This window comes from Steroidobacter agaridevorans, assembly GCF_009932555.1.
Lineage (GTDB): Bacteria > Pseudomonadota > Gammaproteobacteria > Steroidobacterales > Steroidobacteraceae > Steroidobacter > Steroidobacter agaridevorans.
In genome coordinates this window covers 54454-74019 of record NZ_BLJO01000013.1, presented here as the reverse complement: position 1 = coordinate 74019, position 19566 = coordinate 54454, and the positions used below count along the sequence as shown (strand labels likewise).

The window sequence follows — 19566 nt, the reverse complement described above, 5'->3', positions numbered from 1 at the left end:
ATCCCAGAAAAGACTTCGCGATGACCGACGCTCCCGAGTCCGACGTCGAACTGATCGACAAGATCATCACCAAAGCCGACTTCATCCTCGTTCACCACACGCATCCGGACCACGTGATGGATGTGCCGTACATCGCGCGGAAGACCGGTGCAAAGGTGATCGGCACGGAAACCACCAAGAACCTGCTGCGCGCCGCCGGTGTTCCAGAGCGGCAGCTTTATGCGGTCCAGGGCGGCGAGGACTATCAATTCGGACGCTTCTCCGTCCGCGTGATTCCGTCGCTGCACTCGGCGCTCAACGAAAAGCGTTACTTCGATTCGAAGCGCCACGGTGCGGATTTCAAAGGGCCGCTACGGTTGGAGCATTTCATCGAGGGCGGCTCGTTGATGTTCCTCTGTCGCATCAACGGCGCCGAGGTGCTGACGATGGGGTCGATGAACTTCATCGAGAACGAGCTGCGCGATGTCCGGCCCGATATCTTGCTGGCCGGAGCCGGTTCCTCCCGCACCGAGATATTCAAATACACCGAGCGGCTGCTGGCAGTGACGGGCTTGCCGCGAGTCGTCATTCCCACGCACTGGGACAATTTCACGGTCCCCTACGAAAATCAGGCGGCGCACGCACAGGCCAGAAAGGAAAAGGCCGATCCCTTCATCGCGGAAGTCGCCGCGGCTTCGCCTCAAAGCCGCGCGATCGTCCCGATTCATCTCGGGACGATCACTTTCCGCAGCGGTTCGATCACGCAGGAGTAGGATGAATTCAGGCCAGCGCCCGCTGAAGGACGCCACGATTGCGGATCAACCAAGCGACGCTGCGCGTCTGCCAGGCGATGCCCCAGACGCGCGGCGCATGGTTGGCTTCAGGCGTGATCTGCTGCTCGATCACCTCATTGGCTGCGCTTTGGGCGGCGAATTCTATAATCCTGTCCGTAAGCCGATGCCGGTCGGTTATCGCTAACCCGTAGCCGTCCACGAGGATGCGTACCTGCCGCGCCCGACATGCGGCGTTGGACAAGCCGTTCATCTCGGCAACGTCGTCGTCGTAGAGTTGAGCGTTGTTCCAGGCCACCATGGCAATTTCTGTCAACCGGTCGACCGGCCCCGCAACTTCCCAGTCGATCAGGGCGATGGGGGTGGCGTCTCGCGAAATCACATTCCAGGGGGCGGCGTCGCCGTGTCCGATGATGTCCGGTGTGCCGACTTGCCGTCCGAACCAGGGTCGCCACAGGGCGTCCGCCGCCGGCCGGAAGGATGCCGTTGCGGCGTGCAGTCGGCTGATCAGGCGGCCTAGCTCGTGAATGGCCTCGTCCGACCAGGGCGTCGGATTGATGACTTCGCCTTCGATATATGTGAGGACCTCGCGGCCCTGCTCGTCAAAGCCATCGCCCACAACGCGGGGCGCCCCCGCGAAGCTCATCTCCTGCAAGTGACGTAATAGGGAATGGACGGAGCGAGACCACGGGCCTGTCTGTCGAACAACGATCTCTCCGCGGCGCAGGACAGCGGTTCTCTCCCCGCCGGAAAGGAACGTTGCATCGGCTTCTTCGGTCATGTGCGATCCTCGCTCTTGCTGTTCCTGCAGTCGGTGCGAGGCCGCAGCTGAACTCTCGCGTCATGGATGGGCCCACCGATCTACGGTGACGATAGGACACGCCCTCGCTTGTATTGGAAATGTCGTGGCAACGTCATGACGCGCCAATGGTCTTGCTCACGGTCGAACCGTCGAACTGTGATCGAGTTACCGACGGCGGGCGCATGAAGCTCCCAATCGGTGTTGTCGAAGCCGCAGTCGTAATGCACTGCCGGTATCTCCAGCGGCAGCCGCTCGCGCGTTTCGCGTCGAACCATACTCCAGGTCACGCCGCCGTCGTCAGATGCGAGCGTTTCTACTTCCTCCCGGGTGTCGTCCATCGACGCAGATTCGCTCTCATGCGCAAGCTCGATCTCACCTTTCAGCGCGCTTGTGAAGCTCATGCTCAGAGGAAAACCGTCTGGTATAGGGTGGCCTTGCGATCCTTGAAAGCCAGTGAGCTGACGCCAGGTTTTTCCTCCATCCGTGGAACCGGAAAGCAGCATGGCGCCGGGCCCTTCGACGCTCCACAGCGCCAGCGCCCAACCGTGCTGAGGGTCCGAGAAGGCGATATGGATCAACTCGCTGCCGAGTACGGGCGACATCACCTCATGCCAGCTATTGCCACCATCGACGGTTCGCAGCAGAAGCGAGCGGATCGTGCCGGCGGCAACCCCTACCCCTCCGAAAAGAAACGCGACGTTCCTATCGATCGCGCACAATCCTCTCACGTCTAGATCGACTCCGTTCTCGTCCGCCTGTTCGGACATCCAGCCAATGTCACCAAGATCGAAGCTGTCGGTCAGGAACTCTATGGCGGGTGCCGAGGATTCGGGAGGGGGGCGCTTGCACGCAGCCGAGGTCAGCGCTAGGAGCGCTATGGCAGCGGCGCAGAAAGTCAAAGACTGCTTCTTGCTGGACAAGCGTACTTCCTTGTCTTTGGGCGTACAATTGTGCGTCCGAGGGTACACGGAAGGTGAGAATCCTTGCAAGGAAGCAGCCATCGCGACGAGCGATATACATTCCGCTCGCGTCTTCAAAGAGATGTTTAACCATGACATGCCCAAGGTTCCACAAGAACGCGCCGGGACCCTTCTATACGACTGGAGAGTGCCTCGCGTGCACCATGCCTGAAGCGGCAGCTCCCTCGCTTCTTGCCGAGATCGACGACGAGAATTCAGACACCTACTTCATACGTCAGCCGGAGACACCGGACGAAGTGGAGCAGGCGTGCCGAGCTGCGTTCGTCTGTTGTGTTTCGGCCATCCGATATGGCGGCCATGATCCCATCATCATCCGCCGTCTGGGGAATCGGGATGACCATTGCGATCACCTCCTTCCGGGAGGGCCAGTACTCGCGCCTGAGGACAAAAACATGCGGTGGACGGCGGTGCTCGGCGAGCCCCACCTTTGGTGGATTCTTTGGCGGAGATTATGGAAGTGATGCTGGAACACGCGACCCGTCAGCTTCTCGCGAAGAGCGTGGCCTGGTCGGCCGTGCGTGTTCAGTCCTCGCTGGTCCGGTACTCGGGAGAGTACGAAGAGATCGAGGTGGGCACGATATCGTATTTGTACGGGACGAAAATCGTGACATCCAATGTGCCGCTGCGGATCCACTGAATAGGTTGGTCCAGACCGCGTATCACCACGCGATAGTCTCCGCCCAGTGCGGTCGTGACCTTCCTGACATCATTGGCGAACAGTTGGATGACGGGATCGCGATATTGGGCAATGTTGACCACGCTGACCTGGGTTTCCTCACCCTCATCGAGCGTAGTGCGACCCGCCGGTTTGATGCTGGAAACGAAGTTCTTCAGCTTCGCAATCGGCGTCGCGCCGTCGCTGGCGCCTGATCCAATGGGAGTCTTGATGCTGATCGTGGTTTCCAGTGTTCCACCGACTCCGTTGTTCTGGAAATTCAGCGTCGTATCCTCGAGCTTGAGGGGCAGCACGATGTTGTCTTCGCGAATGACGGACAGCTCGATTGCATGGTCTCGTTCAGCGGCGGCCAGGACAGCACGCAGAGTCGCGTAGATTTCGTCGCGACGGATCTTGTAATCGCGGGAGTCGTTGCTGATTTCCACTTGCAGCAGCAGAAAATCTGCTTGTCGTTTCAGGCTGGTCGCTGGGATGTGCGTGTCTTCCACCTTTGTTCCCGTCACCAAAATCTCTTCCAAGCCAGATTGGGCATGAGCGGCGCCTGAGGCGATCGACAATGCAACGAGCAGCCAAACGGCCTTGTTCATATCTTCTTCCTTTGTGTTCGGATGCTGTGCCGGCCTTTCAGAAATCTGCAGCTTAGCGAGAGTAGGACGTTACGTGGGTGGGAATGACGTCGTACTCATAGGGGATATAGATCAGCACATTGATCAAGCCGTCGCGTACCCACTGGAGTTGCCGGTCGATACCTTTTGTGACGACTCGATAGTCTGCGCCTAGTGCGGACGTAACAAGCCGGGAATCGGCGGCGTAGAGCTTGATGGCCTGTTCGCGATACTGCTCGGGGTTGATGATCGTGAGTTCCGGATTGCCGGATACGTCGATTGCAGTACGACCCGCCGGCTTGATGGAGTTGGGGAAGCTCTTCAGGCGTTCGAACAATGCGGCTGCATTGCTGGCCCCAGGAACGATCTTCACTTTGATGCATACGGTTACTTCGGATGTATCGACTCGGTTGCCGCGGGCGAGCTTTAGTGCTGCTATATCAGGCTTCATCGGCACTACCGTCCGAGAGTCGGCCAACAGCGCGAGCTCAGTGCCTTTGTCCCGTGCCGCGGCGTTTTCCATCAGGCGCAGGGTTTGCATGATCTCGTCTTTGCGGGCCTTCTCATCGGGAGAGTCGTTACTCACCTTTATTTGCTGCAACAGATAGTCTGCTGGCCGTCTGAAGCTGGCTCCAGGTATGGTGATCTTCTCGGTGCGCAGCGTCGTGACGAGAAGCTCTTCGGGCTCATCCGCAACCGTTGCTGTAGATGCAAGTAGCAAGGCAAGCAACATGGCAACTGTTTGCTTCTTCATGACCCTCCCGCCGGTATCAAGTGTTATGTCCACATGGCCTCGATTCGCGGTCACGGGCGGCCAAGAGGCTTTGTTTGCACAGCCGTGAAGGCGCAAGACGCATGACGAACGATAGCAGTCGCATTGATAAAAGGGGAGCCGGGCCGGCGCTCGGGGGAGTGGCGCTCGACAATCGAGCCGGTGGACGAGCTGCCATTGAAACCTTTCGAACGGGTTGCTCATCCAAAACGAGAGGTCCGAACGCCGAGTCGGTACATTTACACCCGTCGAAACTGAACACCGATGCGCTTTATGAAGAAACTGTTCTACATCCTGCTCCTTGCCTGCAACTTCGCTCATGGTGAAGCTTCGCTTCCGGCTTTGACTGCCGAACAGTGGCGACAGGATCTCGAGTTTTTCGCCAACGAGATCACGACGAAACACCGGGATCCTTTTCACTTCATCGGCAAGGCTGAATTCGACCAGGCGGTATCCAACCTGCGCCAGCGCATCCCCTCGATGAAGGACTACGAAGTTGTCGCTGGCTTGCAGCGCCTGGCGGCCCTCATTGGCGACGGGCATACATTTCTGGACACGTCGGGCTTGTATGAAAGATTTCCGCTGGAGGGCTTCTGGTTTGGCGGCGATTTCAGGGTAATCCGTGCGGCTCCTGAATACCGGGAAGCAGTGGGAGCCCGGATTGTCTCGATCGGATCCGTATCCATTGGGGAAGTCCAGAAGAGGATTCAGCGGTTTGTTCCGCAAGGTGAGAACCAGTGGTATGTGCTGAACAGCAGCGCAAAGCAGCTCATGAGCGTCGAGCCGCTAGCCGCCTTGGGCGTCCTTCGGGGTCCGGGTTCCGCGGATTTCACCTTTGAGGATGATTCCGGTCGTCGCTTCAAGCTGCGGATTCGGCCCGTTCCTGCGGGAGCCAGCGAGTCAGGGGAGGCCGCCATCGAACCGCTGCCATTGCCCTTTCAGCACCCGGAAGATGCGCTTTGGTTTACGTACCTGGCTGACTCGAAAACGGTTTATGTGGATTTCCGCTCCTACCAAGACCTGGAAACGCAGTCCGCACGGCTTTGGGAATACATCGCGAGGCATCCGGTAAGACGCCTGATAATCGATATGCGCTGGAACCAAGGTGGAAACTACACCAAGGGAAGGGAATACCTCATTTATAAGCTCATATTCATGCCGGCATTAAACCGTGCTGGACACCTTTTCGTGATTACCGGCCGCGGCGCATTTTCAGCTGGCATGACCAACATCACCGATTTTCGCCGAGAGACGGAAGCAATCCTGGTCGGCGAGCCCACGGGTGGGCGCCCCAACGGATACCAGGAGAACCATTTGTTTACGCTTCCACTTTCAAGGCTGCGTTTCTCCTGTTCGATGCTCAGGTACAGATTTCAGCCGGACTCAGAGACTGACGCTGTATTCCCCGATCAGCGAATCGACCCCGATTGGCTGTTGTTCAGGGCGGGAAAAGATGCAGCACTGCAGTGGATTTTGGCAACGCCCTAGACTGACCACCGCGCAGCCCATAGCCGACATGCTCGATTGACAGGTACGTGTCGCAATCTGCCGCCCGCAGCGCTCCTGAGCGCTCTGTAGCTTCCGTGGATGAGGTAATTCCCCAGAGGGGATTTGTTCCTGCAGGTGCGGATTCGCGCTTTACGCGATCTGCTGCTGATGGATCTCCTGCGCCCAGGTAGAGCCGACGATTTCCAGCACGGACGATTCGGCTGCGCCTAGGCCGAGGTTATTTATATAGTGGATGCTCGGGGCGTCGTCCGGGACGCGCCGCATTTCCGGTGTGGAAGCCTCCGTCTGGAGGTAGAGTTCTGCCTGAGCGATCGAAGAGGAGCCGCGAATGGAAAAGCAGTTTCCCGAAGCCGTGCCTGAGATTCCCGTGAGCGACATCAACAGAGCTGTGGCGTATTACAAGAATCAGCTCGGCTTCAGCATCGATTGGGGTGGTGAAGAGGGCGGCATTGCAGGCATCTCGAGAGGCCGCTGCAGAATGTTCCTTACCAATCCAGCATTTCGACAAGGGTACGGCAACGCCTGCCCGACGCTGCTCTGGCTCAACCTCAATAGCAGGGACGAGGTGAACCGGTTGCATGCGGACTGGAGCCGGAGCCAGGCAAAGATCGTCTCCCCGCCGGAGTCGAAGCCGTGGAAGCTGCATGAGTTCACGGCTGCGGATTTGGACGGCAACCTCTTTCGGGTCTTCTATGACTTCGCTTGGGAAGAGAAGAACCAGCAGTTGCCCCCGTAAGCACGCGCAAGTGCCGGATAGCAATCTGCGTAACGCAGGTGCAATCCGCCCAAGCTATCGATCCTGGGCGGAGCGAAGGGGGTTATTTCTTGGACGGCCGGAACGGCCACACCCAGGAGACCAGCGGGCCGACCTTGCGGGTCTGGATCCAGACGCGGCCCTGGCCGGAGAAGCGGCAGACGAAGCCTTCGCCGGAAAAGAACAACGATTTGTAACCGCCGACCTTGGTGACGTTGTAGCTCAGGCCGTCGGTGAACGCGACGATGTTGCCGGTGTCGACCACGTACTCGCCGCTCACGTCGATTTCGATGATGCCGCCATAGCTGCTGAACCACAGGTCGCCCTGGCCCTGGCAGCGGATCAGGAACAGGCTTTCGCCGGAGAAGAAGCCTTTCACCAGGCCTTGCCATTTGCTTTCCACGGCGACGCCGCTGGTCGAAGCGACATAGGCCGAGTTCTGCAGATAGATTGTCTGATCGTCCAGATACACATGACGCAGATCGCCGGGCGCGCCGGGAGCGATGCCGATTTCGCCAGGTCCGCCCTGGGCGGTGAACTCGTTGATGAAGATGGATTCGCCGGTCATGAAGCGGCCGAGGCCGCCGCGCAGGCGTGTCTTCATCGCCAGGTTCGTGTCCATGGTCGCCATCGCGGAGGCTTCCACTTTCAACGTTTGATTCGCGGGAATCTGCACGGTCAGGAACGCGTAGTCGGGCTGGCCCTGGATACTGAATTTCAAACCGCGCGGATCGGGAGTCAGCGTCTTCGCAGCGACGTCGCGCGATGCTGACGTGACAGCCGCCGCCTCAGGCTGAGGCTGCGGATTGGATGCGGCAGCAACCGAGGCGACAGCAGTGGCCGCCTGGGCGGGCTCTACCGATGCTTGCGCTCCGAGCTGCATGATCGCCGCACACAACTGCTCCGCCGTGGCGCGATCGACGCCTTTCTTGACCACCGAAGGCTGGCCTTTCAACAACGCGGTGGCTCGTGCAACTTCGATTTTGAAGCGAGCGGCGAGCGAGCTGACGACCGAGTTGAGATCATGCCCGTCGGCGATCGTGCCGCTGAGTACGACATTGAATTGCGCTGACATGAGTAGTTCCTAGCGTGAGCGTGCGCGCAGAGTCGGGGTCAGCGCCGCGCCGAAGCTGCGCTGATTGTTCGATTGACACCAGACGGTGCCTTTGCCGCGGAACTTGCAGACCAGTCCTTCGCCGCCGAGGATCGAATGCAGCCAGCTGCCGCCGGCCTTGGTGAGCGTGAACTGGAGAGTCTCGTTGAATGCCACGATGTGGCCGGTGTCGACGATCAACTCGCCATCGACCGGCTGCTCGTAGATCGCGCCGAACGAGTTCAGCAGCACTTTGCCGGTGCCCTGCAGCTTGACCCAGAACAAGCTTTCACCCGAGAGCAGCGTTCGAAAGCCCTGCCAACCCACGCCGACTTCGACGCCGTTCTCGCAGGCCACGAACGAGCCGCCCTGCACGATGAGGCTCTCGCGTTGCAGAGTCATGGTGGTCATGTCGCCGGGCAGCGGCGTGCCGAGCCACACTTCCGAGCCCGCGCGGCGGGATTCGAAGTGATTCAGAAACAGCGACTCGCCGGCGAACAAGCGCTTCACCGTCTTGGTGAAGCTGCCCGAGCCGCGCTTGTGAGTCGTGGTCGTGATGCCAACGTCGGCGCTCATCGCGATCATGGCGCCGGCTTCAGCCGTGACGCTTTCGCCGGCGTCGAGCGTCAGCTTCGCAGCGCTGTTGCCGGGTCGATGTACGAGTTGGATGTCCATCGTTCAGCCCCAGAGTTTTGGATTGAGCCAGCCGGTGAGTCCGCTCAGGCTACGGGTTTGAATGACGATTCGGCCCTTGCCGCAGACGCGCGTGACCAGGCCTTCGCCGCCCATGACGCTGGAGATGAGTCCGCCGGCGAGCTGCAACTTCAGTTCGATGCCCGGCTCGTAGGCGACGAGGTGACTCGTGTCCACGATGTATTCACCGTCGATCTCGCGCTCGATGAGCGCGCCATAGGCGCCGTACCAGACCTTGCCGGGCCCGGTCACCGAGATCTTGAACAGGCCTTCCTTGGCGATGAACGACACCAGGCCGGCCCACTTGAGGCCGATCTTCACCGTCTCCTCGCACGCCAGGAAAGCGCCGGGTTGCAGATAATAAGACTCGCCCGCGGCGAGCTCCTTGCACTGCATGTCGCCGGGCGTGGGCTGCACCAGGGTCAGCTGCTTCGGTGTCGATGTTTCATTCTGAAAACGATTGATGAAGATCGACTCGCCGCCGAACAGGCGCCGCGCGATCGCGCCGAACAGGCCGCCATTCAATTGTGTGCGCATGGTGAGGTCGGCGGCCATGCTGGCCATGGCGTCGGACTCTGCAACGATGGCTTCGCCCGGCGCCAGCGTCACCTGAAGGTGCGCAAACGCGGGGGCGCCATCAATCTGCGTTTTCATTCGCGGTCTCCTGCGAAGGATGCTCGGCTTGAAGTTCACGGACGCGACTCTTGAGTGCATTGAAGATCGCGCTCATGTCCCGATAGGGGCCTTGCTGGCGGGCCGCCTTTTCGCGCATGCGCTCGATGCGAGAGTCCGTGGTGGGGTGTGTAGCTAGAAACTCGGGTGTTTCCGTGAGCACGGCGCCGGCGCTGTCGCCGACCTGCTCGCGGACCTTGGCCCGCGTCTTCTCTTCTTCGGCCTTCACTTTATCGAAGAAGGTCACCATGCCGCGGCCGTCGATGCGTGCACGCTGCAATAGTTCGAACCCTTGCTCATCGGCCTCGTTCTCGAAGCCGCGCGAATATTTCTGCGACAGCAGGAACGGTGCGGCGCTCGCCAGCGTGGCCACCAAGCCGCTGGCATCGCCCAGCGCGGCCTGAACAGTCAAAAACAGTCCGGTGGATGCAATGAGGTTGCGCGTGCCGTGTTGGGAGCTCACATGCGAAATCTCGTGAGCCAGCACGCCCAGCACTTCTTCCGCCGAATCGGCCCGCAGCAGCAGCTCCGAATTGACGACCACATAGCCGCCGGGCAGCGCGAATGCATTCAGCGAAGAATCGCGCACCACGTAGAAGTGAAACTTATAACGCGAGTCCGGCAGTGCTTGCGTCAACACGTCCGTGAGCTCGGTCAGCAGCTTGGCGGTCTGCGGATCCTGGATGATGTCGGCCTGCACCTGGTACTGACCGAACGCGGTCTTGCCGAGCTGTTCTTCCCAGGAGGCGGGGACCTGCCGGGCCGCGATGCTCGTGAGCCAGCCCATGTTGAGCAGCAGCGCGACCGGGATTGCAATCAGCACCGCAAAGATGCCAGCGAACACCGCCCAGTTATGCGCTCGCTTCCGGCGCATCGCGCCCAGTGCGTTCGTCAACTCTGGATGAGCGGCCAACACCGGGTCGCGCAGGATCGCGCGATCGCTGGTGTAGATCGACCAATCGGGAAAGTCCGGATGTGCGATGAAGACGATGCGGTCGCTGGCTCCGCCCAGCGTGAGCCGGGCGCCCGCGAGCGGCATCGTCACCGTCTGCGCATCGCTACGAAAGCAAAAGCCAGCCGCACTCACGCTCAGGTGGCCGGCGGCGCGACCTTGGGCGAAGCTTTGGTGAAATGCATGAGCCTGGTAGAACGACTCGGACATCCGCTGTGATCGAATTCGTGCTGGTTTTTATAGTGCAATCTGCCGCGGGCAATGTAAGTTAAATGCGAGCGCGCCAGCAAGGCCAACATTTGCTCCGGTTCACAGTTCTGCAATCGCGCGCCGCCGGTTCGATGAGTACGAAGGCGTCGGAAGTTCCTGTCTCGTTACGGCCCTCCGATCGGAGCGACAATCCGGTCCGAGGCGGACCGCGCAGCCCGTCTTCGCATCGCAAAATCGTGCAGGAGAACTGTCATGGCCTATGCAACGACCGTAGAGGACTTCCTGGAGCGGCATCACCTGTCACACGAGCTCGTGGAGCACGCGCCCACCGGCAGCAGCCTCGAGTCTGCTCGGGTGGCTCATATTCCGCCGCAACAGATTGCGAAAGGGGTGCTGTTGAATGCGGACGGCAAATACCTGCTGGCGGTGACTCGGGCCGATTGTTATCTCGATCTCGACGAGTTGCGCAGGCAGTTGCAGCTTTCAGTCGAATTGGCGCCGCGTGAGGACGTGGAGAGCGTGTTCGACGACTGTGCGTTGGGCGCGGTGCCGCCGCTCGGGCCGGCCTACGGCATCGAGAGCGTGTGGGACGAGCAGCTCATGTCGGAGCCGGATCTGTATTTCGAATTCGGCGATCACAGGCACCTGGTGCACGTACGCACTCGGGACTTCCTGGCGCTACTCGATAGCGAGCGCCACGGCTCGTTCAGCGAGCCGATGCTATCGAGCATGGGCCTTTGGGGCACGGCGTGAGTACGGATCGCCATCGGCAGCGCCTGGAATGTTTCCTCGACCGTGCGGAGAGCTCTCCTCGATTGCCGGACGGTGTGTGGGCCGAACTCCACTGATCCGGTCTCGGGCGCTCCGGAACCCCGCCACGGGCTGTCCCGTTCGTGAATGTGGTGTTACTGCCGTCGCCGCGATCAGCGCGCCGATCTCGAGGAGAACGACCGATGCGTCCCCAAATTCCGTCCGCTGCGAAGTATGCGTTGATCGCTGCACTCTCGGCGGCAGGCATGTATTGGTTCAAAGCCAGGCGTGCCGCCCGGGGCGTGGGACGGGGAGCGACATCCCGTGCGCGTTCGCTGATCCGCTCGAGCGATGTGAGCGATGATGTCCTCGTAGAGCGCGTGCGTGTGGCGGTGGGGCGCGCCACTTCGCACGCCGGTGAGATCGACGTGTCGTGCTCACAAGGCGTCATCACGTTGCGAGGCGCCGTTCTGAAACATGAGCATCCCAGAGTGATGCGCGCGGCGCGCTCGGCCGGGGGCGCCAGCGAGCTGCACGATGAGCTCGCCGCCTACAAGCGGCCGGGCCGTGGCAAGTCATCCTTGCAGAGGCAGGGGACAATCGCTTCGCCGTGAGGCTCGGCGGACAGCGGCCGCTACTTGAGATAGTCTCTCCGACATCGTTGTCGAGGGATCATCATGAGCATTGGCGGATCAAGCATCGGGGCGGAGCTCGCTACCCTAAAATCGGACCATGCCCTGCCTCCGCCCATCAGTCGCGATGAGCGGCTTCAGCGGATCGAGCGCGCACGGCGTCTCACCCGCGATGCCGGCGCCGATGCCCTGATCATCAATGCTGGCGCCAGCCTGCGATATTTCACCGGTGTTGCCTGGGGAGCCAGCGAGCGCCTGGTTGCAATGATTCTCCCGGTCGACGGCGCGCCAGTGATGATTTGCCCCGCGTTCGAGAGCGGCTCGCTGGAAGCGGTGCTCGAAATCGCGGCGGACGTGCGCTTGTGGGAAGAAGACCAGAATCCGTTCACGCTCGTTGCCTCCGCGTTGCGCGATATGCGCGCGAACGTTGCAGCGATCGATCCCGCGCTTCCGTTTGAAATGGCGGGAAGGCTCTCCGCCGAGATGCCGGCACTGCGACTGCAAGAGGCATCGTCGGTCGTCAACGGCTGTCGCATGTGCAAGTCGGCTGCAGAGCTGGCACTCATGCAGTACGCGAAAAATCTCACGCTCGAAGTACATCGCCGCGCGGCGCGCATTCTGGCGCCTGGCATTTCGACAGGCGAAGTTCGTCGCTTCATCGAAGATGCGCATCGCAAGCTCGGCACGGCCGGCAGCACGTTCTGCATCGTGCAGTTCGGCGAAAGCACCGCCTATCCGCACGGCTTGCCGGGCGAGCAGCGGCTGCGTGAAGGCGACATCGTTCTGATCGACACCGGCTGCAGCGTCGAGGGTTACAACTCGGATATCACGCGCACTTATGTGTTCGGCAAGGCCACTGACGAGCAGCGGCGAATCTGGGAGCTCGAGCATGCGGCGCAGGCGGCGGCATTTGCGAGCGCTCAGCTGGGCGTCGAGTGCCAGGCCGTCGATGCCGCCGCTCGCGATCTTCTCACCCGCGCCGGGCTGGGGCCGGATTACCGGTTGCCCGGTCTGCCGCACCGGACGGGTCACGGCATCGGGCTCAGCATTCACGAACCGGCGTATCTGGTGCGTGGCGACCGTACGCCGCTCGCCCCTGGAATGTGTTTTTCCAACGAGCCGATGATCGTGATTCCGGGCCGCTTCGGCATCCGGCTCGAGGATCACTTTTATATGTCCGAGCACGGGCCGAAGTGGTTTACGCAGCCGTCGCCGTCGATCGACGCACCGTTCGGCTGATTAGAGAGCTACGAAAGCAGCGGCTGCCAGCAGTGTCGGCACCGCTGCGCCGAGCAGGAGCCCGCCCGCGCCGATGGTTTCGTCCGCGAAACCGCGCTTGAGCAGCGCCACGCCGGCTGGATTCGGTGCGTTCGCAATTACGGTCAGACCGCCGCCGGCGACCGCACCGGCGACGAGCATGTACTTCGACTCGTCGCTGATGCCGGAGATCAACGAGCCGAGATAGGTGAGCGCCGCGTTGTCGGTGATCGCCGTGAGACCGAGCGCGCCGCCGAACAACGCGAGCGGTTCCAAACCCGACACGATGGGTTGAAGCCACCAGCGCTGCATGCCTCCCAACAGCACCAGGCCCGCGAGAAAGAAGCTCACCAGCAGAGCTTCCCTGATGATCAACGGACTCTGGTGCGCGTCGTAAGCCTGCGTGAAACCCAGGAACATGAGGAACAATCCCAGAAAGACGATGGGATGATGCGCGAAGATGACGACGCCAGCCAGGAACAGGATGTGTGCGAGCACGATCACTGCCGGGATTCTTGGCCGCGGCGCCGAAGTGTCATCGGACACTGCGCGCAGATGATTGCGCGCTACGAATGCAGCCAGCGTGGCATTGACGAGCACCACCAGCGCCGCTTTCCAGCCGAAATTGAACAACATGAATGTGCTGTCCCAGTTCCAGGTGGAGGCCACCATCAATACCGGCGGCGCGGCGTAGGAGGTGAGCGTGCCGCCGATGGAAACATTCACGAACAGCACGCCGAGCGCCAGATACTTGACCCGTTCGGGGACGTGCCGCTGAAACAGTTGCGGGGCGAGCATCAGGGCTGCGATCGTCATTGCTGCGGGTTCGGTGATCAGCGAGCCCAACAGCGGCACGATCGCAAGACTCAGCCAGGCGCGCACGAGAGGCGTCGGCAGCGGCAGCAGATGCGCAGTTGCTCCCAAGCTGGTCTCGACGGCGTGCAGGATCGGTCGCGAGGCCGCGATCACCATGACGACGAACACGAACAGCGGTTCGGTGTAGTTGCGCGACTCGGCATAGGCGATGGCTTGGTCGCTGCCGGCCGCCAGGGCTACGCAGGCAATCAGTACGATCGCCCAGAAACCGAACACGACCTCGACTTCACCCAACAGGTGAAAAAGCCCGGAATGGCGCGGCGAATATGCAGCAGCCCGCTCGAGGTACTTGACGGAGAAGGTGTGAAGCAGCGCCAGGGCAAACAACACCGCGGCGATCTTCTGGAGGAGAGGGTCGGATTCGATATTCATGGGCGCAGCCGAGCAGCGCGGCGGCCCGACCTACGCAACAACCTGTCGCGCGACCTTGCTCGGCGACACCCGCGCGGATTCTAGCAGATCGATCGTGTGCAGATGCCGCTAACTGTTTGTCATGAGGAGCGGGAGAATCCACACGAAACTCGCTCCTATGACATAGGCCGTGGCCGCAAGCCAAAACAGCGCGGCACTGACTCGGCGCAACCGCATGCACGCCTTGCCGGCGAGTGGTTCGGTCGGACAGGGCAGATGGGCTGCACGTCGTAGCACGATCCAGCTCAGAATGAGCATGCCGCCCGCGATGCCGAAGACGAGCAGTTTGTGTTCGCTCAGCCAGATCAGCTGAGGTATCGCCGAAACTAAACCGACGAGCACGGCGCCGGCGCCCAGCGAGACCAGCACGGCTGGCAAGACGCAGCAGACTAGTGTCGCCGAGCTCGCCAATAGTGCGGCGGCCGAGGCGCCGACGGATCTCTGCAAAGTGATATTCACTTCTTGTCCTTCAACGTCGCACGCAAGTCTTCCATCGAGCGCTGGGTACGCTCGATCGCTTTGACGTCGTATCCCGCGTCGGTCAGCGCCTTGCGCAGATCGGCATCGGGGATGTCGGCGCCTTCCTTGGTGGCCACGGCGACCAGCCGGTTCTCGAGACTCACCAATACGTCGGCGGTCGCGGGGTATTTTCGCAAGGTTTTCTCGATGCCTTGAGCACAGAAGCCGCAGACCAGGCCGTTCACCGTCATCTCGATGGTTGCGGCCTGGGCGTTAGTGACGAGCAGTAACAATGCGAATAACAGGGGTGAGGTTTTCATTGCAGTAATCCTAGAAGTTGAACATGAGCATGGCCTGCACTTCGCCGTCCAGCGTCGCGCCGGCCTCCAGCCATGCGTTGTGTTTGAACAGCCGAATCAACGCGGCCCACTCGGTGCCATCGAAGAGTTCGCCGGTGTATTCGCGAGCTTGGATGACGAACCAGACTGCCAGGGTCTCGTAGTCGTGTTCGTAAGGCGCGACGCCCAACTGCAGCGTGTCGATTCGGTGACTGAAAGCGCTGGCGTCGTAATAGTCGGTGCGCAGCGATGCGTAGACGCGCCTCGTTTCATAGTCGAGCTGACCTCCGGCATTCCAGGTCAACTGGTTGTCGCCGGTCTCCCCGATATGAGCCCGGCCCAGGCCGCCCCAGACAAAGACGTTCGCCTGTGCCGACTCGAAGTTCCAGCGCTTCGGCAGATAGTTGAAACGAAGATAGGTGATATCGCGGGTGTCGTCGTTCTCCGCGCTGTTCAGCGAGAGGTGGCCGCCGCCCAGCGAATATCGAAAGGTCGGCGCATAGAACGCCTGGATCTCGGTCATCGTGCCGGCGCCATACTCGGCCATCACGGTCGTGCCATCGGCGAATGCAATGGGCTTCGCCGCTGCGCTTTCGCAAGCGGCAGCCGCCACGAGCGCCATCGACATAGCGAGGCGCCCAGAATGGATGCTCATGGGGCAACTCCAACAAGTAACGGAACGCACGGCACTCGACGTGCCGTTGAGGGTTACGAGCTCGGAGTTATGCGATCGGCGGTGGAACGAGGGGTGCGTAGTTCGGGCCGGCAAATACCGGCGGAACAAACGCCAGGGGGGTGCTGGCAATGGCCAGCCGAACAGGGGCGAGGACGACCTGCGGGGCTTGGATCGCCGAGCACTGAGCTGTGCAGCTCATGCTGGCGGTTCCGCCATCGGGACAGCAGGCACAATCCTTGGCCGCGGCGTCGTGCCCGGCGCAATGCTGCTCTTGTCCGTGATCGGCAGACACGCTGCCGCCGACGGCCACAACGCCTTGCAGCAGCAAAGCGATGAAGAGCGTCAGATTGAAGGCGAGGCGGCGCATAGGGTCGTGCTGAGTGTAGAACGAGCCGAGCTGCGATCCAAGCTCTAGTGCCGGCGATTCCGGATCAAGTCTCTTGTCGGGAGATCGCGCGCTTCAACAGGACATCGGCCACCGCGTCACGGGCTTGGGTCTCGGTGGTCCCGGGAGGAAATTCGAACACCTCATCGGCATCGAACGGGTTTGCAAAACGAACCGGTTTGCTCTCGGCGAACTGCTGCGGCGCTGGCCGTTCCGATAGGGCCATTTGTTGCGAAGGGTTTGCTACGGATGGGTTTGCGCCATCCGAGCTCGTGGCCACATAGGTGGCGCCGACGATCCCGACAACAGCGATCAACGAGAGGATCAGGCCTTGTTTGTTCGGTGACGCGCTCTTCGCCGGCTTTGACGGTTGTGGCGCCGGGCTCGTTGCCTGCTCCTCGACATGCTCGAGATCTGAAAGCGCGAGCAAGTCCTGTGCGCTCAGCTCTATCTCCGTGTCTGTCTCATCAGTACGAGGAATCACACCTGCCGATTCGCTCATGACGTTTCCTCCGTCTCTTCGTAGGAACACGCAGCTGCGGCTAGAAAAGTTTCCTGAGGGGGCTCGAGCAGGCGATTTTGTGTGATCGACGTCTCAGTTGCCGAGAACTTCTGGTCATTATGTCTTATTTGATCCCGGCAACCGCGACGTAGCGGAGCGGTCCGCCGGGAGTGATGGCATCGAAGGGATAGCAGGTCAGCAGCGTGATGGTGGCGTCGACATTTTCATCGAACTGCAGGCGTTGGTGACGCGAGTCGATGACGTGAGTCTCATTGAGCTGGAAGCGCCGCTCGCGGCCGTCGGCGGTTTGAATCGCGAATTCATCGCCCGGTTGCAGATCCCGAAGAAACGCAAAGTGAGTATCGCGATGCCCTGCCAGCACCGTGTTGCCGTCGCCGATTGCCGCAGTCCCATTCACGTAGCCGGGACCGAATGCAAGGCTGCGGCCCGACGCATCGGCGAGCACGTACAGATCGACGTCCTTGTCGATCATCTGCAAGCGTGCGATGGGCCAGGTGTCCGCCCAAGGCCAGGGTTTCACTTCACGTTCGCCTTCGAGCGTGCGCGTCCATGCCGAAGCGATCAGTTCCTGAGCCAGCCATGCCTTCGCATGAATGTAGGCGCCGCTGGCAACCTGCCATAGGCCGAGAGCGGCGACAGCAACGATCGCTATCGGAGTCCAGTTTCGTTTCATTGCGGCTGGCGTCGCTGCAAACGACGCTCCCGCAACTGCCAGCCGAGCGCGGCGAGCAGCAGCAATGCACCTATTGCGAAGTTCAACTGCGCCGGTGTCGCGGTGGACGGGACGCCCTCGGCTGGCCAATCGAGACCATTCGGTTTGGTATTCGGAATGCGTCGGCTATGCAGCGACTCGCCGTCAGGGCGCGCTGGCGTGCGATCGACGGCGACGAGGCTCGTGTAATTCGAGACGAGCTGGTACTGCAGGGCCAGCGGCAACACGCTCCCGCGGATCGAATCATCTGTCGCGCCATTGGCACGAGAGTCCATCAGATCGCCAATACGATTGCGTGCCCAGAGCGATGCCACACCCGTGCGCGGCTGCATGCCGTTGAGCGAGATTTGCCGCGTCCAAGTGCCGTTCGTGCGGCCGCTGATGCTCAGCGTTCCCTTCGCAGGAGACTGCAGACGAGCCGTGACGACGATCGGTTCCCCGGCGTACAAGTCGCCGATGCTCGCGGGCGCATATTCCGGCACTACGCCAGCTGGCCAGTTGAGTTCGATGTCAGTGAGCACGGGGCTCGTCAGCTTGTTCAGCAGCGCGGTCATCTTGCTTTCGACCTCGTCGATCGAGCCGATATAAGTGAATGTTCCGCGACCGGTCCGCGCGGCGTTGCGCAGAAAGTGGCCGTTGGGTGCAGACCCGATTCCAACCGTGAACAGTCGTGCGGACCCAAGTTGTTGTCGAATCGCGAGCATGAGCTGGTCTTCGTTACCCACGGCAGCGTCAGTGATGAAGATGACCTGGCGCAGATGTTCTCTGGACTCCGGCATCGAGAGCGCCGTCAGCAGTGCAGGCAACATCTCAGTGCCGCCGGTTGCGTGTAGATTGCGTACGTAGCGTTGCGCTCGCGAAAGGTTCTCTTCGGATGCGGAAACGGGTTCGTCGAACAAAGCCTCGTGCACCGAATTGAACTGAATCACTGTGAACCGATCGGCCGGCTGCAACGTGCGCAGGCCGTTCATCAATGCGGCGCGCGCCTGGTTGATGGACTCGCCGCTCATCGAGCCGGAGGTGTCGATGACAAAGATCACTTCCCGGGGCGTGTTTATGGGCCTGCTCTCCTGGGGCGGCATGAACATCAGCAGCACGTGCTCGCCCTGATCGGTAGGTTCGCGAAACAACGCGATGGCCGGCTCGCTCTTCACCACCGGCGCCCAGCTCAGCTCGAAATCGCGATCGGGCGGCGATTGCTGATTGCGCAGCTTGATCTGTGCGCCACGCTCCGTCGCATCGACGAGAATGGGGTGATAAGGACTGGTGATGTGTTCCATCGGCGCGCCGGCGTCGATGTCGATCTCCATGCTCACGCTCTGCCGCTGCGGATGTGCATGCGCCAGCCGCGGTTGCAGATCGCCGAGCGTCGCCGTGTCATCGCCCGGAACTGCGAGCGTCAGCGCCGCGATGGGCGTTTCGCTCGTGAGCCGGGCCTCTGTATTCACATCGACGCCGGGGATATAGCGCGGCGTGATCGTGAGGGGGAAGCGCAGACTGTAGCGACCGGCATCCTGGTCGACGATCTGCAGATAACCGATGACGATTTCGATCGTCTCGCCGGGGCCGATATTGGCAACGGCTGTGCGGAACAGGTTCGGCCGCTGCTGATGCACGACACTGGCTCGCTGCCCCTGTTGGCGCGCTTGTTCGAAGATCTTCTGGGCCTGTTCCTTCTCCCGGATCTCACCGACGACGATGCGTTCGCCGATTTTCATGCGCAGCGTATCGACAGCCGAGTGCTCCGGCAGCGGAAAGGCGTACACGCCTTCGACCCACGCATCGCTCTCGTTGTGAAAACGTTGCGACACTTCGACACGCGCCACGATGCCGGACACCTTCATTCGCACGGCGGTCTCCATGCGCGGTGCATCGATGGCGCGCCCTTGATCGTCGCGCACTGTCAGCGAGCCGCTGCCGATCTCCTGCTCGACGGTCTGCGCTTGCGTGATCGGTGCGACGGCCAGCAGGATCCAAAGGCAGAAGAGCGCTGCAAACGAATGCTCCGCTTTCGCCCGAAATCGGGGCTGACGTTGCTTATTGTTCCTCTGCACGATGC

22 protein-coding genes are annotated in these 19566 nt (G+C 61.1%); 6 read left to right on the top strand and 16 right to left on the bottom strand.

Annotated features, from left to right (window positions below; all coding sequences use genetic code 11):
* Positions 1–752: MBL fold metallo-hydrolase (locus GYH35_RS33495; RefSeq protein WP_235936901.1), on the top strand; the 752-nt coding region annotated here is incomplete at its 5' end.
* A 7-nt stretch (positions 753–759) separates the two neighbouring features.
* On the opposite strand, the gene GYH35_RS33490 is transcribed toward GYH35_RS33495, so the two are convergent.
* The 4 genes from GYH35_RS33490 to GYH35_RS33475 all read right to left on the bottom strand — a co-directional run bounded on the left by GYH35_RS33490 (position 760) and on the right by GYH35_RS33475 (position 4587).
* Positions 760–1551, bottom strand: a complete 792-nt coding sequence (locus GYH35_RS33490; RefSeq protein ID WP_161830648.1) for a phosphotransferase — start codon at positions 1549–1551, stop codon at positions 760–762.
* 80 nt (positions 1552–1631) lie between these two features.
* Positions 1632–2492 (bottom strand): WD40/YVTN/BNR-like repeat-containing protein, encoded by an 861-nt coding sequence (locus tag GYH35_RS33485; protein WP_161830647.1) that lies wholly within the window; start codon positions 2490–2492, stop codon positions 1632–1634.
* A gap of 582 nt (positions 2493–3074) precedes the next feature.
* Complete coding sequence (locus GYH35_RS33480) at positions 3075–3815, bottom strand: hypothetical protein (RefSeq protein ID WP_161830646.1); 741 nt, start codon at positions 3813–3815, stop codon at positions 3075–3077.
* 52 nt (positions 3816–3867) lie between these two features.
* Positions 3868–4587, bottom strand: a complete 720-nt coding sequence (locus tag GYH35_RS33475; protein WP_161830645.1) for a hypothetical protein — start codon at positions 4585–4587, stop codon at positions 3868–3870.
* A gap of 291 nt (positions 4588–4878) precedes the next feature.
* Here GYH35_RS33475 and GYH35_RS33470 point away from each other — a divergent pair, with 291 nt between their 5' ends.
* Positions 4879–6093 (top strand): S41 family peptidase, encoded by a 1215-nt coding sequence (locus GYH35_RS33470; RefSeq protein ID WP_161830644.1) that lies wholly within the window; start codon positions 4879–4881, stop codon positions 6091–6093.
* 349 nt (positions 6094–6442) lie between these two features.
* Positions 6443–6850, top strand: a complete 408-nt coding sequence (locus GYH35_RS33465; protein ID WP_161830643.1) for a VOC family protein — start codon at positions 6443–6445, stop codon at positions 6848–6850.
* An 82-nt stretch (positions 6851–6932) separates the two neighbouring features.
* Here GYH35_RS33465 and GYH35_RS33460 read toward each other — a convergent pair whose 3' ends face one another.
* The 4 genes from GYH35_RS33460 to GYH35_RS33445 are packed head-to-tail and all read right to left on the bottom strand — an operon-like array spanning position 6933 to position 10488.
* The gene (locus GYH35_RS33460) at positions 6933–7943 is read right to left on the bottom strand and encodes a TIGR00266 family protein (protein ID WP_161816513.1); all 1011 of its coding nucleotides are present in this window, start codon (positions 7941–7943) and stop codon (positions 6933–6935) included.
* Positions 7944–7952: 9 nt separating this feature from the next.
* Positions 7953–8636: a TIGR00266 family protein gene (locus GYH35_RS33455; protein ID WP_161816514.1), complete on the bottom strand. Its 684-nt coding sequence runs from the start codon at positions 8634–8636 to the stop codon at positions 7953–7955.
* Between the two features lie 3 nt (positions 8637–8639).
* Positions 8640–9308, bottom strand: coding sequence for a TIGR00266 family protein (locus GYH35_RS33450; RefSeq protein ID WP_161816515.1), 669 nt, complete (start codon positions 9306–9308; stop codon positions 8640–8642).
* Positions 9292–10488 carry a M48 family metallopeptidase gene (locus tag GYH35_RS33445; protein WP_161816516.1) on the bottom strand — a complete coding sequence of 399 codons (1197 nt, stop codon included), beginning with the start codon at positions 10486–10488 and terminating at the stop codon, positions 9292–9294. Before GYH35_RS33445 ends, GYH35_RS33450 begins: the two co-directional genes overlap by 17 nt.
* Positions 10489–10740: 252 nt before the next feature.
* Between GYH35_RS33445 and GYH35_RS33440 the strand changes: the two genes are divergently transcribed.
* The 3 genes from GYH35_RS33440 to GYH35_RS33430 all read left to right on the top strand — a co-directional run bounded on the left by GYH35_RS33440 (position 10741) and on the right by GYH35_RS33430 (position 13109).
* On the top strand, positions 10741–11241 hold the full coding sequence (locus GYH35_RS33440) for an aminoacyl-tRNA deacylase (protein WP_161816517.1): 501 nt from the start codon (positions 10741–10743) through the stop codon (positions 11239–11241).
* A 200-nt stretch (positions 11242–11441) separates the two neighbouring features.
* Positions 11442–11852, top strand: coding sequence for a BON domain-containing protein (locus tag GYH35_RS33435; RefSeq protein ID WP_161830642.1), 411 nt, complete (start codon positions 11442–11444; stop codon positions 11850–11852).
* 63 nt (positions 11853–11915) lie between these two features.
* Positions 11916–13109 carry a M24 family metallopeptidase gene (locus GYH35_RS33430; protein ID WP_161830641.1) on the top strand — a complete coding sequence of 398 codons (1194 nt, stop codon included), beginning with the start codon at positions 11916–11918 and terminating at the stop codon, positions 13107–13109.
* On the opposite strand, the gene GYH35_RS33425 is transcribed toward GYH35_RS33430, so the two are convergent.
* The 8 genes from GYH35_RS33425 to GYH35_RS33390 all read right to left on the bottom strand — a co-directional run bounded on the left by GYH35_RS33425 (position 13110) and on the right by GYH35_RS33390 (position 19561).
* On the bottom strand, positions 13110–14375 hold the full coding sequence (locus GYH35_RS33425; RefSeq protein WP_161830640.1) for a putative Na+/H+ antiporter: 1266 nt from the start codon (positions 14373–14375) through the stop codon (positions 13110–13112).
* A 108-nt stretch (positions 14376–14483) separates the two neighbouring features.
* Positions 14484–14873 (bottom strand): hypothetical protein, encoded by a 390-nt coding sequence (locus GYH35_RS33420; protein WP_161816520.1) that lies wholly within the window; start codon positions 14871–14873, stop codon positions 14484–14486.
* On the bottom strand, positions 14870–15193 hold the full coding sequence (locus GYH35_RS33415; protein WP_161816521.1) for a heavy-metal-associated domain-containing protein: 324 nt from the start codon (positions 15191–15193) through the stop codon (positions 14870–14872). Before GYH35_RS33415 ends, GYH35_RS33420 begins: the two co-directional genes overlap by 4 nt.
* A gap of 10 nt (positions 15194–15203) precedes the next feature.
* Entirely contained in the window at positions 15204–15866 is a 663-nt protein-coding gene (locus GYH35_RS33410) for a hypothetical protein (RefSeq protein ID WP_235936900.1), read from the bottom strand.
* A 67-nt stretch (positions 15867–15933) separates the two neighbouring features.
* Entirely contained in the window at positions 15934–16254 is a 321-nt protein-coding gene (locus GYH35_RS33405; protein WP_161830639.1) for a hypothetical protein, read from the bottom strand.
* A gap of 64 nt (positions 16255–16318) precedes the next feature.
* Positions 16319–16774, bottom strand: a complete 456-nt coding sequence (locus tag GYH35_RS33400) for a hypothetical protein (protein WP_161830638.1) — start codon at positions 16772–16774, stop codon at positions 16319–16321.
* Between the two features lie 124 nt (positions 16775–16898).
* On the bottom strand, positions 16899–17468 hold the full coding sequence (locus tag GYH35_RS33395; protein ID WP_161830637.1) for a class GN sortase: 570 nt from the start codon (positions 17466–17468) through the stop codon (positions 16899–16901).
* Positions 17465–19561, bottom strand: a complete 2097-nt coding sequence (locus tag GYH35_RS33390) for a marine proteobacterial sortase target protein (protein WP_161830636.1) — start codon at positions 19559–19561, stop codon at positions 17465–17467. Before GYH35_RS33390 ends, GYH35_RS33395 begins: the two co-directional genes overlap by 4 nt.
* Positions 19562–19566 lie beyond the last annotated feature (5 nt).

Coding starts and splice junctions, on each gene's coding strand:
- GYH35_RS33415 (WP_161816521.1), bottom strand. CDS start 15,193: ATGAAAACCTCACCCCTGTTATTCGCATTGTTACTGCTCGTCACTAAC.
- GYH35_RS33465 (WP_161830643.1), top strand. CDS start 6,443: ATGGAAAAGCAGTTTCCCGAAGCCGTGCCTGAGATTCCCGTGAGCGAC.
- GYH35_RS33470 (WP_161830644.1), top strand. CDS start 4,879: ATGAAGAAACTGTTCTACATCCTGCTCCTTGCCTGCAACTTCGCTCAT.
- GYH35_RS33475 (WP_161830645.1), bottom strand. CDS start 4,587: ATGAAGAAGCAAACAGTTGCCATGTTGCTTGCCTTGCTACTTGCATCT.
- GYH35_RS33460 (WP_161816513.1), bottom strand. CDS start 7,943: ATGTCAGCGCAATTCAATGTCGTACTCAGCGGCACGATCGCCGACGGG.
- GYH35_RS33445 (WP_161816516.1), bottom strand. CDS start 10,488: ATGTCCGAGTCGTTCTACCAGGCTCATGCATTTCACCAAAGCTTCGCC.
- GYH35_RS33480 (WP_161830646.1), bottom strand. CDS start 3,815: ATGAACAAGGCCGTTTGGCTGCTCGTTGCATTGTCGATCGCCTCAGGC.
- GYH35_RS33455 (WP_161816514.1), bottom strand. CDS start 8,636: ATGGACATCCAACTCGTACATCGACCCGGCAACAGCGCTGCGAAGCTG.
- GYH35_RS33395 (WP_161830637.1), bottom strand. CDS start 17,468: ATGAAACGAAACTGGACTCCGATAGCGATCGTTGCTGTCGCCGCTCTC.
- GYH35_RS33430 (WP_161830641.1), top strand. CDS start 11,916: ATGAGCATTGGCGGATCAAGCATCGGGGCGGAGCTCGCTACCCTAAAA.
- GYH35_RS33440 (WP_161816517.1), top strand. CDS start 10,741: ATGGCCTATGCAACGACCGTAGAGGACTTCCTGGAGCGGCATCACCTG.
- GYH35_RS33405 (WP_161830639.1), bottom strand. CDS start 16,254: ATGCGCCGCCTCGCCTTCAATCTGACGCTCTTCATCGCTTTGCTGCTG.
- GYH35_RS33410 (WP_235936900.1), bottom strand. CDS start 15,866: ATGAGCATCCATTCTGGGCGCCTCGCTATGTCGATGGCGCTCGTGGCG.
- GYH35_RS33450 (WP_161816515.1), bottom strand. CDS start 9,308: ATGAAAACGCAGATTGATGGCGCCCCCGCGTTTGCGCACCTTCAGGTG.
- GYH35_RS33400 (WP_161830638.1), bottom strand. CDS start 16,774: ATGAGCGAATCGGCAGGTGTGATTCCTCGTACTGATGAGACAGACACG.
- GYH35_RS33425 (WP_161830640.1), bottom strand. CDS start 14,375: ATGAATATCGAATCCGACCCTCTCCTCCAGAAGATCGCCGCGGTGTTG.
- GYH35_RS33435 (WP_161830642.1), top strand. CDS start 11,442: ATGCGTCCCCAAATTCCGTCCGCTGCGAAGTATGCGTTGATCGCTGCA.
- GYH35_RS33490 (WP_161830648.1), bottom strand. CDS start 1,551: ATGACCGAAGAAGCCGATGCAACGTTCCTTTCCGGCGGGGAGAGAACC.